Source organism: Acidovorax sp. LjRoot38, from assembly GCF_964252975.1.
Classification (GTDB): domain Bacteria; phylum Pseudomonadota; class Gammaproteobacteria; order Burkholderiales; family Burkholderiaceae_C; genus Acidovorax; species Acidovorax facilis.
This window is the reverse complement of the sequence record NZ_CAXUPT020000016.1, coordinates 60,741-76,828: the sequence shown is the minus strand read 5'-3', so window position 1 is coordinate 76,828 and position 16,088 is coordinate 60,741. Positions and strand designations below refer to the sequence as shown.

Below are 16,088 nucleotides of genomic sequence, written 5' to 3'. Positions count from 1 at the left end.
CGTCAACCCTGCTTCAGTGGGGTGTGTTTGCGCGTCCACCCACCATAGAGTTCGTGCCACCCCGCCTGCGCCCGCACGAGGGGCGCCGGGCTCGCCCGCGCCTCCTGAATGGGTGAAGTGCCCACCCCGTTCACATGCCCGGAGAACCCTTGATGTACCGAACTTATTCCGCCAGCGCTGAAGCACTGTGGGCGAGGCTTGGTGGGGCGGCAAGGCTGCTTCTTCTGATTGCGAGCGGAGTCTTGATGGCCTGCGGCGGTGGCGAAGACCCTGCTGCGCCCCCACCGCCCCCGCCCGTGGCGCAACATGCTGTGGGCGGCACTGTGACGGGGCTGGTGGGCACGCTCGTCCTGGCCAATGGCACGGAGGCGGAGCTGACCATCACGGCGAACGGCAGCTATGCCACCAACGTTTTGCAGGGCCAGGCCTACAACATTGTTGTGCGTACCCAGCCCGCCGGGCAGACCTGTGTTGTGGAAAACGGTTCGGGTGTGGTGGCAGGCCCGGTTACCAACATCTTGGTGACATGCACCACCAATACCTACTCCGTCGGTGGATCGATCACGGGCCTGCTGGGCGTGGTGACGTTGCGGCTCAACGGCGCTGCGGATCTGTTGGTGGCCACCAATGGCGTTTTCGGGTTTGCCTCACCGCTGACCCATGGCAGCTCTTACGCCGTGACGGTGCATGTACAGCCTGCGAATCAGGTTTGCACAGTAGAGGCTGGCACCGGGGTTGTCGTGGCGCCCGTGACCCAAGTGAGAGTGCGTTGCAGCACCGTCTCATCGCCTCCGCCTCCTGCTCCCCCCCCTCCACCGGCTCCCCCCACGCCGGGTGGCCTGGGGATTGCCTATGGGACGAAGGCACTGGTCTTTTCGTGGACCTCGACGCCCGGCGCAACCCGCTACACGGTGTACGAAGACCCGGACGGCGCGGGCCCGCTGGCACCCGCGCAAATCGGGTCGACCGCGGCCACCGGGCTGACCTACGCAGTTCCGGTGCTGCTGCACCTTCGGGTGAATGCGACGTACACCGTGCAAGCCTGCAACGCGGGCGGGTGCAGTGCCCCATCGACCTCCATGGCGGCAGACATGGTGCGTGCCATTGGCTACTTCAAGGGATCGACTACCACCGTCGAAGGCCGGTTTGGCAACCGCGTGGCCTTGTCCAGCAACGGCACCACCCTGGCCGTGGGGGCGTATGGAGAGGGTGGCAATACCGGGGCGGTATACGTATTCACGAAGAGCGGCGCCACGTGGTCGCAGCAGGCGCGCATTGCGGCCCCCAACGGCGAGGCCAACGATTATTTTGGCAATGCCGTGGCCTTGTCGGCCGACGGCAACACGCTGGCCATCGGCGCGGATGGCGAGAGCGGCGACCAGAAGGGCACGTTCTCGACGATGCCGACCACCAATAACCTGGCCAGCAACTCAGGCGCCGTCTATGTCTATTCCCGCACGGGCGCCGTCTGGTCGCAGCAGGCATTCATCAAGGCGAACAACGCGGATGCCGACGATCTTTTCGGTTCATTCGTAGCCCTCTCGAGCGACGGCAACACCCTGGCGGTGGGGGCCTACAACGAGGATGGTGACCTGACTGGAACACACGGCAATGGAGCCTATGCTGCGTCCGGGGCTGCCTACGTCTTTGCCCGCACGGGCACCAGCTGGGCACAGCAAAGTTACCTCAAGGCCTCCAACGCAGGCTCGGGAGATTTCTTCGGCATCTACCTCAGCCTGTCTGGCGCAGGCGACACCCTGGCGGTGGGCGCGTTCTTTGAGCGCAGCGCCTTGGCGAGTGATCCTGCGGACGACACCCTGGCCAATGCCGGTGCGGCCTACGTGTTCCAGCGCAATGCGGGGGCATGGTCGCAGCAGGCCTATCTGAAGGCTCCGAATCCCAAGGCGCAGGACCGCTTCGGTGTATCGGTCATCCTGTCAGGCGACGGCAACACGCTGGCGGTTGGCATGGACGGAGACAGCAGCAACTACACAGGCACCTTCGTCGTGCCTCCACCCAGCAACACCCTTGCACTCAACTCTGGCGCGGTGTTTGTGTTTACTCGCGCAGGTGGCGTCTGGCAGTCACAGGCGTACTTGAAAGCCTCCAACACCCGCACCCCCCACCGGTTTGGCAACAACCTGGCGATGTCCAGCGACGGCAACACGCTGGTGGTGCCGTCGTACCGGGACGACAGCAATGCGCGCGGATTCAATGGCGACCCGGCCAACACCGCCGCAGCGGATGCGGGCGCTGTGCTGGTGTTCCGCCGCAGCGCAGGCACCTGGGCGCAACAGGCCTACCTGAAGGCACCCAATACGGGCGCTGGGGACCGGTTTGGTGGACGTGTGGCGATATCGGGTGACGGCACTACGCTGGCCGTGGGGGCATCCACCGAAGACAGTGGATCGACTGGCATTGGGGGCAATCAGTCTGACGAAAGCAGCACCAACGCGGGCGCGGTGTACCTTTACTGAGAGCTTGCTTCAGGGCGGCAGTCAACATGCCGCCCCTTCCTCTATCGGCGGATGGCGAGGGGCTCAGCACCCCTCGGCATCCTTGACGGTTGCTTTGTCTATGAGCGTTGCACGCCTTACCGCACCCGCATGCCGGGCGTGGCGCCGGGCCAGGGGTTGAGCACGTAGATGCCGGGGTTGGCCTTTTCGTCGCCATGGCTGGCGGCCAGCACCATGCCTTCGCTCACGCCAAACTTCATCTTGCGCGGCGCCAGGTTGGCCACCATCACGGTGTGCTTGCCCACCAGATCTTCGGGCTTGTAAGCGCTGGCAATGCCGCTGAACACGTTGCGCGTACGGCCTTCGCCCACGTCCAGCGTCAGGCGCAGCAGCTTGGTGGAGCCCTCGACCGGCTCACAGTTCACGATCAGCGCAATGCGCAAGTCGATCTTGGTGAAGTCGTCGATGGTGATGGTGGGGGCCAGTTCCTCGCCACCAGGAAGGGAGTTGGCTGCTACGGTTTCAGTAGCTGCTGGCGCTTGTTCTGCTTGCGCTGGGGCCTCAAACAGTGCTTCAAGCTGTTCTGGGGTCACGCGCTGCATCAGGTGCTGGTAGGGCTGGATGGCTTGCACGTCCCCCGCCACGTTCCACTGCTGCATGTTCACCCCCACAAAGCCTTGCACCGCCTGGGCCAGGCCCGGGAGTACAGGTGCCAGGTAGCGGGTGAGCGCGGCAAAGGCGTTGACGAGCACCGAGCACACCTGGTGCAGGGCCTCGTTGTTGGCAGCGTCCTTGGCCAGATCCCAGGGCTTGTTCTGGTCCACATAGGCGTTGACCTTGTCGGCCAGCAGCATGATCTCGCGCGTGGCCTTGCTGTATTCCCGCGTTTCGTACATCTGCGCGATGGCGTCACTGGCGCCGCGCACCTCGGCCAGCAGGGCTGTGCCCGTGGTGGCAAATTGGTCGGTCAGCTTGCCGTCAAAGCGCTTGGTCAAGAAGCCCGCCGCGCGGCTGGCAATGTTCACGTATTTGCCGATCAAATCGCTGTTCACCCGCAGCATGAAGTCTTCGGCATTGAAGTCGATGTCCTCGTTGCGCGCGCTCAGCTTGGCCGCCAGGTAGTAGCGCAGCCACTCGGCGTTCATGTTCAGGCTCAGGTACTTGAGCGGGTCCAGGCCCGTGCCCCGGCTCTTGCTCATCTTCTCGCCGTTGTTCACGGTCAAGAAGCCGTGCACAAACACGTTGTTGGGCGTCTTGCGGCCGCTGAAGTGCAGCATGGCGGGCCAGAACAGGGTGTGGAAGGTGACGATGTCCTTGCCAATGAAGTGGTACTGCTCCATGGCTGGGTCGGCCATGTAGGCGTCGTAGCTTTCGCCACGCTTTTCCAGCAGGTTCTTTAGCGACGCGAGGTAGCCCACGGGGGCATCGAGCCACACGTAGAAGTATTTGCCGGGCGCGTCGGGGATCTCGATGCCGAAGTAGGGCGCGTCGCGGCTGATGTCCCAGTCGCCCAGGCCTTCGCTGGTAGTGCCGTCGGGGTTGGTGCGGACGGTGAACCATTCCTTGATCTTGTTGGCCACCTCGGGCTGCAGTTTGCCGTCCTGCGTCCAGTTTTCCAGGAACTCCACGCAGCGTGGGTCCGAGAGCTTGAAGAAGAAGTGCTCCGAATTCTTCAGCTCGGGCTTGGCGCCCGACAGGGCCGAGAAGGGGTTGATGAGGTCGGTGGGCGCGTACACCGTGCCGCATACCTCGCAGTTGTCGCCGTACTGGTCCTTGGCGTGGCACTTGGGGCATTCGCCCTTGATGTAGCGGTCGGGCAGGAACATGTTCTTCTCGGGGTCGAAGAACTGCTCGATGGTGCGCACCTCGATCAGACTGCCATCGGCACGGTCACGCAGGTCGCGGTAGATCTGGCGGGCCAGCTCGTGGTTTTCAGGCGCGTCGGTGCTGTGCCAGTTGTCAAAGCTGATGTGAAAACCGTCCAGGTACTGCTTGCGACCGGCGGCGATGTCGGCCACGAACTGCTGGGGCGTCTTGCCGGCCTTTTCGGCGGCAATCATGATGGGCGCACCGTGGGTGTCGTCCGCACCCACAAAGTTGACCGCGTTGCCCTGCATCCTTTGGTACCGCACCCAGATGTCGGCCTGGATGTATTCCATGATGTGGCCGATGTGAAAGTTGCCGTTGGCGTACGGCAGGGCGGTGGTAACGAAGAGTTTGCGGGCGGAGGTCGTCATGAAAAGCGGCTTTCTCAGGCGGAACCCGCGATTTTAGGCGGTCGGCAGTATCCCTGGCCATTACGGGCGCTGCGGTGGCCTCCCCAGGTCGCGCAGGTGCCAAACAGGGCATGCGCGCAGGCCGCCTATGGAGCCACAATGCCCCGCATTCCAACAATCAACAGGAGACGACACATGGCCAGCACATGGGCAAAACGGGTGGGGTGGGGCGTGGGTGGCGCGATATTGGCGGTGGCTGCCTATCTGGCGGCGTGGCCTGTGCCCATTCAGCCGGTGGCCTGGACCGCGCCTGCCGCCCCCGGCTACCAGGGCGTGCATGCCCCCAACCAGCGCCTGGCCCAGCTGAACATCATCGACCTCAAGGGCGAGGTGGGCCCCGAGCACATCGCCTTTGGCAAGGACGGCAAGCTCTACACCACCGTGCTCAGCGGCAGCATTTTGCGCATGAACGCCGACGGATCGGGCCAGGAGGTGTTTGCCAATACCGGCGGGCGGGTGCTGGGGTTTGACTTTGACGCAGCGGGCAATCTGATTGCGGCCGATGCGGTCAGGGGCCTGCTGTCCATTGCGCCCGATGGCAAGGTCACCGTGCTGACCGACAAGGTGGGCAACGACCCCATCCGCTATGCCGACGCCGTGGTGGTGGCCCAAAGCGGAAAGATGTACCTGAGCGACGCCTCCACCCGTTTTGCCCCCAAGGACTGGGGCGGCACGTTTGAAGCGAGCGTGCTCGACATCCTGGAGCAGGCCAGCACCGGCCGGGTGATCGAATACGACCCCACCACCCGCACCGCACGCGTGGTGGCCCAGAGCATCAGCTTTGCCAACGGCGTGGCCCTGAGCCAGGACGAAAAACACCTGTTCGTCAACGAAACCGGCAAATACCGGGTGTGGAAGATTGCGGTGGATGCGAAAGACCTCGACATTGGCCAGGCCAGCCCCCAGGCCCGCGTGCTGCTCGACAACCTGCCCGGCTACCCCGACAACCTGATGCGCGGGCAGGACGGCAAGGTGTGGTTGGGCTTTGCCAAGCCGCGCGGGGCAGCCATCGACAACATGGCGGGCAAGCCCTGGCTGCGCAGCCTGACCCTGCGCCTGCCGCGTGCGCTGTGTCCCATTCCCCAGCCCTACGGCCATGTGATTGCGTTCACCGACGATGGCAAGGTGGTGGCCGACCTGCAGGACCCGAGTGGCGCCTACCCCGAGACCACTGCGATCACCGAGACGGCGGACCGGCTGTATGTGCAGAGCCTGCACGCGCACGGCCTGGGGTGGCTGCCCAAGCCGTAGGGTTCAGGCCTGGGGCGTCTCAGGCGGTTTCCCCATGGTGCCGGGTCTTCACCTCGGCGCCGTTATCCGTCCACCCAAAGAACCTGCACACCTCGGCCCGCATGGCCAGGGTGTCGGCCCGGCCCAGGGCCATGAGCTCCTGGGTGTAACCGGATTCGAAGAGCAGGTAGCTGGCCAGCGCCGCGCCGCGCACATCGGCCATGTTGGACGTGACGCCCAGGGCGCCCAGCATGGTGCGCACGGGCGTGGGCAGGTCGCCCACGTGGCGCGCAGCCACGGCATCCAGGCGCTGCGAGGGGGCAATCACCAGCAGCTCGATGGGGCGCAGTGCGCTGTGCAGGCGCTTTTCTTCGGGGATGAGCGACAGGGTCTGGTTGATGCGCTGCACGCGCTCCACATCCACGGCCAGCGCATCCAGAAAGATGTTGGACAGCGCATGACCCGCAATCTGCGCCAGCGTGGGGTAGGTGGCCGTGGGGTTGGCGGCGGCATCGCCCTTGGGCTCGTGCATGCGGCCAGCGCCGATCACCAGGATGCGCTCGGCCCCCAGGTGAATGGCCGGAGCAATGGGCGCCGACTGGCGCATGGAGCCGTCGCCGAAATATTCGACGTGGTCATCCACCTCAATGCCTTTGGCCGGAAAGATGAACGGAATGGCCGAGGACGCCAGCAGATGCTCGTGCGTGATGCGGTCGCTGGCCGCCTTGCGCTGCGAGCGCACCCAGGGCTTGACGGGTGCGGCGGCTTCAAAAAAGGTGACGTGTTCGCCCGAGCTGTAGCTCGACGCTGTGACGGCAAGCGCTGTGAGATGCCCTTTGCGGATCAGCCGGGGCAGGCGCACCAGCGGCACCATCTTGACCAGCAGTTTTTCGAGCGGGGTGTTGTCCAGCAGCGACTTGGGCCGCATGCGCCGCCAGCGCGCCAGCGCCCAGCCCAGCGACACCAGCGTGAGCCAGCGCGCGCCGCTGCGCATCACGCTGAGCGAGTCGGCGCCATACACCTGGCTGGCGTGGAACTGCCGCCATACGCGTGCGATGCGGCGCACGGCGCGGTCAAAGTTGTCGGCCCCGCAGGCCAGCGCCGCCGCGTTGATGGCCCCGGCCGAGGTGCCGGTGATGATGGGGAAGGGGTTGGGTCCGCTCCCCTCGCCACAGGCCTGGCGCAGGTCGGCAATGGCTTCGAGCACGCCCACCTGGTAGGCGGCGCGGGCACCGCCGCCGGTGAGTAGCAGGCCGGTGGCGGGTCTCGCTTCGGCGGGGATATCAGAAGTTACCAAGGGCGGCATGAATGTGTGTGGGGTGGTGTCCCAAGTGTCGGTGGGTGGCTGGGAGCCCTTCATGTGGGAAAACCCGCATGGTTGAGGCGACACTTCGCTTTTTGCTGGGGCGTTCAAGCTTGCCGGGGGAAGTCAATTGTTTGCGCCAGAGGTGGGTTCGTGCTGTTCCCCGGCCTGTGGCATGCTCCAACGCACTTTTTTGGGGAGATGGCTTGAATCCGAGCATCATCGTTTCGCTTGATTTCCCTGCTGCTGCGCCTGCGGCAGATCTGGTCGGGCAGCTGGGCTCTGCTGCTTCTGTCTACAAGGTGGGTTTGCAATTGCTCACGGCGGCTGGACCGTCCTTCGTCCGCGATCTGTTGGATGCTGGCAAGCAGGTCTTTTTGGACCTCAAACTGTTTGAAATCCCGAGCTCGGTGGCTGACGCAGTTGCGGCGGCGGGGCAACTGGGGGCTTCTATGGTGACGGTTCATGCGTCGGCAGGATCTTCTGTGCTGGAGGCTGCAGTGGCGTCGGCAGCACACTTCCCTGAGCTCAAAGTGCTGGCACTCACTGTGATCACCAGCATGGACGACGAGGCGCTGCGCGAAGTGGGCGTGGCGTCGACAGTGCCAGAACAGGTGCTGCGTCTTGCGCGCCTTGCACACGCAGCAGGCTGCCACGGTGTGGTCGCGTCGCCGCTAGAAGCCAGGCTTCTGCGCAACGCGCTGCCGCGGGGCGCGCTCATCGTCACGCCTGGCATACAGCCGCTGGAGTTTGCAAAAGGCGACCACGCCCGTTTCACCACCGCCAGCGAAGCCATCAAGGCGGGTGCAACGCACGTCGTGGTGGGTCGGCCGATATCACGCGCTTTGAACCCTGCCGCTTCTTTTGCTGCCCTGTGCGCAGAACTAGATGTTTGAAAATTTGGCCCGGGATGGGGCGGATCGCCTTTTTTCTGCAGCGTTACAGCTGTGATTCTGTGGGCCGGAGGCCCCGGCACATCGCTGTCTACGGTTGGCGCAGCAGCAGCTGTGCCACCGCGTCACCCTGCAGCACCACAATGCCGTGCTCCCGGGCAAACGCCTGGGCGTTGTCGCTGACCTGCCCCAGGGCAGCCACATAGACGCCTGCGGGGGCCTCGCTGGCCAGCATGGCCGCGTGCAGCTCGCGCAGGGGCTCTACGCCGTGGGTGGCGGCTTTCCAGCGTTTGGCGCTGACCAGCGTGGTTTTGCCACCTTGGGTCAGTCGCATGTCAGCGCCTGCGTTGTTGCCGTGGATCCGCTCTACAGAGTAGCCCGCCCGTGCCCAGGCCGATGCCAGGGTGTCGGCAAAGCTGCGCCAGGGCATGCTGGCCACGGCCTCCAGCATCTCGGCAACCCGGGCGGGGTTGGGGGCGTGCAGCTGCTTCCACGCGGCGATGCAGCCCACTACGAAGATGGGGAAACCGGCCAGCGCACCCACCACGAAATATTCCTTGGGCAGCAGCGCACCTGCCGCCAGAACGATGAGGCCGACCACCACAAAGCTGATCCACCAGGGCGAGCGCAGCAGCATGGCAAACAGGGATTTCTCGGCCATCTTGAATTTCACGGGGGTCCTTTTCGTTCGGTTTCTCAGGGTGCCGGCTGCTGTGGAGCCAGGGGCAAAGCGTGCGCATTGTCCTTCACGCGCCGGGGGAACAGCGCTTGGATAGACTACCGGCCCCACAGGAGTTTATTGAATGGCAGTCACCGAACAGGGCCTTTTGGCCGCACTTTCCAGCGTGCTGGACCCCCACACGGGCAAGGATTTCGTCAGCACCCGCGCCCTGCGCAATGTGCAGATCAGCGGCGGCGACGTGGCCTTCGATGTGGAGTTGGGCTACCCCGCCAAGAGCTTGGTGCCCGAACTGCGCCGCAATCTCGTGGCCGCTGCCAAGGGCGTGGGGGGCGTCGAGAACGTGTCGGTCAACATCACCACCAAGGTGATTGCGCATGCCGTGCAGCGCGGCGTGCAGCTCTTGCCCCAGGTCAAGAACATCATCGCCGTGGCCTCGGGCAAGGGCGGCGTGGGCAAAAGCACAACGGCCGCCAACCTGGCCCTGGCCCTGGCCGCCGAGGGCGCCAGCGTGGGCGTGCTCGACGCCGACATCTACGGCCCCAGCCAGCCCATGATGCTGGGCATCAACCGCCGCCCTGAAAGCGACGACGGCAAGACCATGGAGCCGCTGGAGAACTACGGCGTGCAGGTCATGTCCATCGGCTTCCTGGTGGACCAGGACGAAGCCATGATCTGGCGCGGCCCCATGGCCACCCAGGCGCTGGAGCAACTGCTGCGCCAGACCAACTGGAAAGACCTCGACTACCTCATCATCGACATGCCCCCCGGCACCGGCGACATCCAGCTCACCCTGAGCCAGCGCGTGCCCATGACCGGCGCCGTGATCGTGACCACGCCCCAGGACATCGCCCTGCTCGATGCCAAGAAGGGCATCAAGATGTTCGAGAAGGTGGGCGTGCCCATCCTTGGCATCGTCGAGAACATGGCCGCGCACGTGTGCAGCAACTGCGGCCATGTGGAACACATCTTTGGCGCCGATGGCGGCAAGAAGATGGCAGCCGAGTACAACATGGACTACCTGGGCGCGCTGCCGCTCGACATGAGTATCCGCCTGCAGGCCGACAGCGGCAAGCCCACAGTGGTGGCCGACCCCGACGGGGACGTGGCCAAGATCTACAAGAAGGTCGCGCGCGACGTGGCGGTGAAGATCGCGCAGCAGGCCAAGGATTTTTCGAGCAAGTTCCCGACGATTTCGATCAGCAAGAACACCTGATCTTCCTGAGTCGCCCCACCATGCCATGAACCTGCTCGCGTCCCTGCGCTACCTGGTGGCGCTGCATGAGCACCGGCACTTTGGCCGGGCGGCGCAGGCCTGCCACATCACGCAGCCCGCGCTGTCCAATGCACTGCGCGCGCTGGAAAAGGAGTTTGGCGTGGTCGTGGTGCGCCGGGGCCGCAGCTTCGAAGGCTTCACGCCCGAGGGCGAACGCGTGCTGGCCACGGCGCAGCGCATGCTGCACGAACACCAGGTGCTGCAGCAGGACCTGAGCAGCGACGCCGCCCACCCGCGCGGCACGCTGCGCCTGGGCGCGGTGCCCACCGCCATGCCCATCCTGGCGCGGTTTGCGGCGCAGCTGCAGGCGCGGCACCCGGGCATTGTGCCGGTCGCGCTGTCGATGAGCTCGCAGGCGCTGGAGGCGGGGCTGGAGAGCATTGCACTGGACCTGGCGCTGGGCTACACCGAGCGCATGCCTGCACGCGGCGGGCCATTGCGTGCTTGGCCGCAGTATGTGGAGCACTATTTTTTGCTGCGCCGGGCGCCGAGCCAGCGCAAGGGGCCGGCGCGCGGGCTGCAGATCGGCCCTCCCATGGCCTGGGCCGATGCGGCGGCCTTGCCGCTGTGCCTGCTCACCCCCGAGATGCACAACCGCAGCCTGGTGGATGGCGCGTTTCGCAGCGCGGGTGCTACGGTGCGGCCCGCCATGGAAACGGATTCGGTATTGACCCTGGCGTTGAGCGTGGTGGCAGGCCAGGTGTGCAGCATCCTGCCCGGGGCGCTGGTCGATGTCGTGCGCGGCCATGACGGGTTGGAGGCGCTGCCGCTGACGGGCCCGGTGCTCACCACGGCGATTGGATTCATGTCGCACCGGCAGGTGCAGCCAACGCGTGCACTCGATGCGGCGCTGGCGCTGGCGCAAGACTCCGATTGGCTGCAGCATGCCGCCGCGCACAGCGGGTTGTTGGCAGTCCACTGACCCAGGCTCGACCCACCGCCGGGGCGGCCATAGGCGATTAGCAGGGCATCTCAAACCCGGCTGTTTCATTTGTTTTTGTGATCGACCCATGTGCATCGGCAATTTGACGCTGCATGCGCCCCTGGCCGACACTGCGGCATCGCGCCCGGCCTATGCAGGCGCTTTCATACAAAACAACGCCCCCACGCACCCGCTCCATGCACCTTGCCCCCGAAGCCCCTACTGTTGCCGCCGTGTCGGTCAACGACATGCGCAAGCGCATCCGCCGCAAAAGCCGCCTCAAGGGCCGCCAGCCCGAGGACGCAGCGATGGCCGATGTGGCGCAGTTGCTGGGCCCGCGCCCGGCCGAAGGCTTCCGGCGCGACCTGCTCATTGAATATCTGCACCGCCTGAACGACCACTTTGGCGTGCTGCACGACCGGCACCTGGTGGCTCTCGCCAAGCAGATAAACCTGCCCATGGCCGAGGTGTACGAGGTGGCGAGCTTTTACCACCACTTCGAGATCGTACGTGGTGAAGACGCCCAGGCACCCCGTCTGGTGCTGCGGGTGTGCGACAGCCTGAGCTGCAGCCTGGCCGGTGCCCGCGAGCTGTTGGCCACGCTGCCCGAGCGGCTGCGCGCGGCCGGGCAGGGCGATGTGCAGGTGCAGGCCGTGCCCTGCGTGGGCCGCTGCGAACAAGCGCCCGTGGCGGTGGTGCACCAGTGCCCCGTGCCGCGCGCCACAGTGGATTCAGTGCTGGAGGTAGTGAAATCCAAGACAAATCGGGCTCTGGCGCTTCATCCACAAGCGCTAGTAGCTATCAATTTTGATATTTCTGAGCTGTCCGAGAAGAGCGTGCCAACGCAGCCGGACGGGATCAGCCCCGCGCACACCGACCTTGTCACCTACCGTGCCCACGGCGGCTACCAGACCGCCGCCGCGCTGGTCAACGGAGAGATGGACGCCGAGGCGGTGCTCGCTGCCATGGAGGACTCGGGTTTGCGCGGCCTGGGCGGCGCGGGCTTCCCGGCGGGGCGCAAGTGGCGCATTGTTCGGGACCAGCCCGCGCCGCGCCTGATGGCCGTCAACATCGACGAGGGCGAGCCCGGCACCTTCAAGGACCGTACCTACCTGGAGCGCGACCCGCACCGCTTTCTGGAAGGCGTGCTCATCGCCGCCCAGGTGGTGGGTACCGAGGCCATCTATATCTACCTGCGCGACGAATACCACGGCTGCCGCGCACTGCTGCAAACGGCGCTGGACGACCTGCGTGCCGAGCCGCCATGCCCGCTGCCGCACATCGAGCTGCGGCGCGGTGCGGGCGCCTACATCTGCGGCGAAGAGTCGGCCATGATCGAGAGCATCGAAGGCAAACGCGGCGAACCCCGCATGCGCCCGCCCTACATCGCGCAGGTCGGCCTGTTCGGCCGGCCCACGCTGGAGCACAACTTCGAGACGCTGTACTGGGTGCGCGACATCGTCGAGCGCGGGCCGCAGTGGTTTGCCAGCTTCGGCCGCCACGGGCGCAAGGGGCTGCGTAGTTTCAGCGTGAGCGGGCGCGTGAAGCACCCCGGCGTCAAGCTCGCGCCTGCGGGCATCACGGTGCAGGAACTCATCGACGAATACTGCGGCGGCATGGCCGACGGCCACCAGCTCTATGCGTACCTGCCCGGCGGCGCCTCGGGCGGCATCCTGCCCGCCAGCCTGAACCACATTCCGCTCGATTTCGACACGCTGCAGCCCTACGGCTGCTTCATCGGCTCGGCCGCCGTCATCGTGCTCAGCCAGCACGACCGGGCGCGCGATGCGGCGCTGAACGTGATGCGGTTCTTCGAACACGAAAGCTGCGGCCAGTGCACGCCCTGCCGCGTGGGCACGGCCAAGGCCGCCGCGCTGATGGAGGCACCGCAGTGGGACGCCGACCTGCTGGACGACTTGGCGCAGGTGATGGCCGACGCGTCCATCTGCGGCCTGGGCCAGGCGGCGCCCAACCCCATCCGCTGCATTCACAAATACTTTCCGCATGAGGTGGGCGAGGGCCCCTGGCCGGGCAATTTGCCCAAGCCGCGCAACAGCCCGCTGACCGAACAACTGCCTACCGGGGTGAAGCCATGAGCGCCGTGTTGACTTCTGCCGCAGCGCAGCCCGGCGTGGCTTTCGAGCTGGACGGCCAGCCCGTGACAGCCCATCCTGGCGAAACCATCCTGAAGGCCGCGCAGCGCCACGGCGTGGAGATTCCGCACCTTTGCTACAGCGACGGCCTGCGTCCCGACGGCAACTGCCGCGCCTGCGTGGTGGAGATCGCGGGCGAACGCACGCTGGCCCCCAGCTGCTGCCGCGCACCGACTGAAGGCATGAAGGTGCAGGCGGCCAGCCCGCGCGCCCGCAAGAGCCAACAGATGGTGGTGGAGATGCTGCTGTCCGACATGCCGGACGTGGGATACCGGTGGAACGATCAAAAGGCAAATACTCCTGAATTGATAGCTGGTGGCGCTTGTCCATCAAGCGCTATCGGCCTATATGACTCAAAAAATCCAGAAGTCATAGGCCAGCACGGCGAGTTGAGCGAATGGGCGGATCGTTTGGGCGTGACCGTGCGACCGGCACTCCAAGCCCTGCGTCGAGAGCAGCCCGCGCCCGACCTGAGCCACCCGGCCATGGCCGTGAATCTGGATGCCTGCATCCAGTGCAATCGCTGCGTGCGCGCCTGCCGCGAAGAGCAGGTCAACGACGTGATCGGCTACGCGCTGCGCGGGGCCGACAGCAAGATCGTCTTCGACCTCGACGACCCCATGGCCGAGAGCACCTGCGTGGCCTGCGGCGAATGTGTGCAGGCCTGCCCCACGGGCGCGCTCAGCCCCAAGACCCACGTCGGCTCGCAAAAGGTGGACCGCAAGGTCGATTCGGTCTGCCCCTTCTGCGGCGTGGGCTGCCTCATCACCTACAACGTGCGCGATGAAAAAATCATCAGCGTCGAAGGCCGCGACGGCCCGGCCAACCACGGCCGCCTGTGCGTGAAAGGGCGCTTCGGTTTCGACTACGCCCACCACCCCGACCGCCTGACGGTGCCGCTGATCCGCAAACCCGGCGTGCCCAAGGAGGTGCGGCCCTACGGCGCCGACTGGCGCGATACCTTCCGCGAAGCGACCTGGGACGAGGCGCTGGACCTGGCTGCTGGCGCGCTTAAAGCCCTGCGCGACACCCACGGCCCCAAGGCGCTGGCGGGCTTTGGCTCCGCCAAGGGCAGCAATGAAGAAGCGTATTTGTTCCAGAAGCTGGTGCGCACCGGCTTTGGCAGCAACAACGTGGACCACTGCACGCGGCTGTGCCATGCGTCCAGCGTGGCCGCGCTGCTCGAAGGCGTGGGCTCGGGTGCGGTGAGCAACCCGGTGAATGACGTGGAGCATGCCGAGCTGATCTTTGTGATCGGATCCAACCCCACGGCCAACCACCCGGTAGCCGCCACCTGGATGAAGAACGCTGCCCAGCGCGGCGCCAGGATCGTGCTGGCCGACCCGCGCGTCACCGACATCGGCCGCCACGCCTGGCGCAACCTGCAGTTCAAGGCCGACACCGACGTGGCCATGCTCAATGCGCTGATTCACACGGTGATCGATGAGGGCCTGGTGGATGAGGCCTTTATCAAGGATCGCGCCAACAACTTCGAGGCCCTCAAGGCCAACGTGATGGGCTGCAGCCCCGAGGCCATGGCTCCGGTGTGCGGCATCCCGGCCGAGACGCTGCGCGAGGTGGCGCGGGCATTTGCCACCGCCAAGTCCTCCATGATCCTCTGGGGCATGGGCGTGAGCCAGCACGTGCACGGCACCGACAACGCGCGCTGCCTGATCGCGCTGTGCGCCATCACCGGCCAGATCGGCAAGCCCGGCTCGGGCCTGCACCCGCTGCGCGGCCAGAACAACGTGCAGGGCGCAAGCGACGCAGGGCTGATCCCCATGATGTTCCCCAACTACCAGCGCGTGGACAACGCCGGGGCGCATGCCTGGTTTGAAGACTTCTGGGGCACCAAGCTGGACGAAGCGCCGGGCTACACCGTGGTCGAAATCATGCACAAGGCACTGGCCGACGACAGCGACCCGCACAAGGTGCGCGGCATGTACATCATGGGCGAGAACCCCGCCATGAGCGACCCCGACCTGAACCACGCGCGCCACGCGCTGGCCAGCCTGTCGCATCTGGTGGTGCAGGACATCTTCCTGACCGAGACTGCCTGGCTGGCCGACGTGGTGCTGCCCGCGAGCGCCTGGCCCGAAAAGACCGGCACCGCCAGCAACACCGACCGCATGGTGCAGATGGGGCGCCGCGCGTTGAACCCGCCGGGCGATGCGCAGCCGGACCTGTGGATCATTCAGCAGATCGCCCAGAGGATGGGCCTTGGCTGGAACTACGAAGGCGAAGAGTCGGGCGTAGCTGCCGTGTACGACGAAATGCGGCAGGCCATGCACGCGAGCATCGAGGGCATCACCTGGAACCGGCTGGAGCGCGAGTCCAGCGTGACCTACCCGTGCCTCACAGAGGGCGACCCCGGCCAGCCCATCGTCTTCACCGAGAAATTTCCCACCCCCACGGGTCGCCTGCAACTGGTGCCCGCCGGCGTGATCCCGGCCGCCGAAAAGCCCGATGCCGACTACCCCCTGGTGCTCATCACGGGCCGCCAGCTGGAGCACTGGCACACGGGCAGCATGACGCGGCGCAGCACCGTGCTCGACGCCATCGAGCCTATGGCCACCGCATCGCTACATGGCGACGAACTTGACCGGCTTGGCGTGGCGCCCGGTGCGCTGGTGGGCATCCGCTCGCGGCGCGGCATGGTGCAGGTGCGCGTGCGGCGCGACGACGGCACGCCGCGCGGCACGGTGTTCATGCCTTTTGCGTACGTGGAGGCGGCAGCCAACTTGCTCACCAACGCGGCGCTGGACCCGTTTGGAAAGATCCCGGAGTTCAAGTACTGCGCGGTGGCGGTGGAGGTGCTGGAGGGGGCTGCAAGCTGACCGTGCGCAGAGGGGCTTTACGGACAAAGCTGCTGGTGGCCTTGCGCCGGGGTAAAGTCTGCG

10 protein-coding genes are annotated in these 16,088 nt (G+C 65.8%); 7 read left to right on the top strand and 3 right to left on the bottom strand.

The features are described from left to right. The first annotated feature begins 296 nt into the window (after positions 1 to 296). Positions 297 to 2,477 (top strand): FG-GAP repeat protein, encoded by a 2,181-nt coding sequence (locus ACSQ22_RS22585; protein WP_436131607.1) that lies wholly within the window; start codon positions 297 to 299, stop codon positions 2,475 to 2,477. 116 nt (positions 2,478 to 2,593) lie between these two features. Here the strand turns inward: ACSQ22_RS22585 and metG are convergent, their stop codons facing one another. Continuing rightward, positions 2,594 to 4,693: a methionine--tRNA ligase gene (gene metG / locus ACSQ22_RS22580; RefSeq protein WP_436131606.1), complete on the bottom strand. Its 2,100-nt coding sequence runs from the start codon at positions 4,691 to 4,693 to the stop codon at positions 2,594 to 2,596. A 174-nt stretch (positions 4,694 to 4,867) separates the two neighbouring features. Between metG and ACSQ22_RS22575 the strand changes: the two genes are divergently transcribed. Then, positions 4,868 to 5,983: an SMP-30/gluconolactonase/LRE family protein gene (locus ACSQ22_RS22575; RefSeq protein ID WP_436131605.1), complete on the top strand. Its 1,116-nt coding sequence runs from the start codon at positions 4,868 to 4,870 to the stop codon at positions 5,981 to 5,983. Positions 5,984 to 6,002: 19 nt separating this feature from the next. Here the strand turns inward: ACSQ22_RS22575 and ACSQ22_RS22570 are convergent, their stop codons facing one another. Then, entirely contained in the window at positions 6,003 to 7,268 is a 1,266-nt protein-coding gene (locus ACSQ22_RS22570; protein ID WP_436131604.1) for a patatin-like phospholipase family protein, read from the bottom strand. Positions 7,269 to 7,471: 203 nt separating this feature from the next. On the opposite strand from ACSQ22_RS22570, the gene pyrF reads away from it, so the two are divergent. After that, positions 7,472 to 8,161, top strand: a complete 690-nt coding sequence (gene pyrF / locus ACSQ22_RS22565; protein ID WP_436131603.1) for an orotidine-5'-phosphate decarboxylase — start codon at positions 7,472 to 7,474, stop codon at positions 8,159 to 8,161. Between the two features lie 88 nt (positions 8,162 to 8,249). Here the strand turns inward: pyrF and ACSQ22_RS22560 are convergent, their stop codons facing one another. Further along, positions 8,250 to 8,819 carry a restriction endonuclease gene (locus tag ACSQ22_RS22560; RefSeq protein ID WP_436131644.1) on the bottom strand — a complete coding sequence of 190 codons (570 nt, stop codon included), beginning with the start codon at positions 8,817 to 8,819 and terminating at the stop codon, positions 8,250 to 8,252. 142 nt (positions 8,820 to 8,961) lie between these two features. On the opposite strand from ACSQ22_RS22560, the gene apbC reads away from it, so the two are divergent. The 4 genes from apbC to fdhF all read left to right on the top strand — a co-directional run bounded on the left by apbC (position 8,962) and on the right by fdhF (position 16,025). Then, a complete protein-coding gene (gene apbC / locus ACSQ22_RS22555) occupies positions 8,962 to 10,053 on the top strand; it encodes an iron-sulfur cluster carrier protein ApbC (protein WP_055402851.1) in 1,092 nt (363 codons plus the stop codon). A gap of 25 nt (positions 10,054 to 10,078) precedes the next feature. After that, entirely contained in the window at positions 10,079 to 11,035 is a 957-nt protein-coding gene (locus ACSQ22_RS22550) for a LysR substrate-binding domain-containing protein (RefSeq protein ID WP_436131602.1), read from the top strand. Between the two features lie 197 nt (positions 11,036 to 11,232). Then, a complete protein-coding gene (locus tag ACSQ22_RS22545; protein WP_436131601.1) occupies positions 11,233 to 13,131 on the top strand; it encodes an NAD(P)H-dependent oxidoreductase subunit E in 1,899 nt (632 codons plus the stop codon). After that, positions 13,128 to 16,025: a formate dehydrogenase subunit alpha gene (gene fdhF / locus ACSQ22_RS22540; protein WP_436131600.1), complete on the top strand. Its 2,898-nt coding sequence runs from the start codon at positions 13,128 to 13,130 to the stop codon at positions 16,023 to 16,025. Before ACSQ22_RS22545 ends, fdhF begins: the two co-directional genes overlap by 4 nt. The last annotated feature ends 63 nt before the right edge of the window (positions 16,026 to 16,088 follow it).

Bases quoted from the DNA above. Each gene is read 5' to 3' on its own strand.
- metG (WP_436131606.1), bottom strand. From the start codon at position 4,693: ATGACGACCTCCGCCCGCAAACTCTTCGTTACCACCGCCCTGCCGTAC.
- ACSQ22_RS22575 (WP_436131605.1), top strand. From the start codon at position 4,868: ATGGCCAGCACATGGGCAAAACGGGTGGGGTGGGGCGTGGGTGGCGCG.
- ACSQ22_RS22570 (WP_436131604.1), bottom strand. From the start codon at position 7,268: ATGCCGCCCTTGGTAACTTCTGATATCCCCGCCGAAGCGAGACCCGCC.
- ACSQ22_RS22560 (WP_436131644.1), bottom strand. From the start codon at position 8,819: ATGGCCGAGAAATCCCTGTTTGCCATGCTGCTGCGCTCGCCCTGGTGG.
- apbC (WP_055402851.1), top strand. From the start codon at position 8,962: ATGGCAGTCACCGAACAGGGCCTTTTGGCCGCACTTTCCAGCGTGCTG.
- ACSQ22_RS22550 (WP_436131602.1), top strand. From the start codon at position 10,079: ATGAACCTGCTCGCGTCCCTGCGCTACCTGGTGGCGCTGCATGAGCAC.
- ACSQ22_RS22545 (WP_436131601.1), top strand. From the start codon at position 11,233: ATGCACCTTGCCCCCGAAGCCCCTACTGTTGCCGCCGTGTCGGTCAAC.
- fdhF (WP_436131600.1), top strand. From the start codon at position 13,128: ATGAGCGCCGTGTTGACTTCTGCCGCAGCGCAGCCCGGCGTGGCTTTC.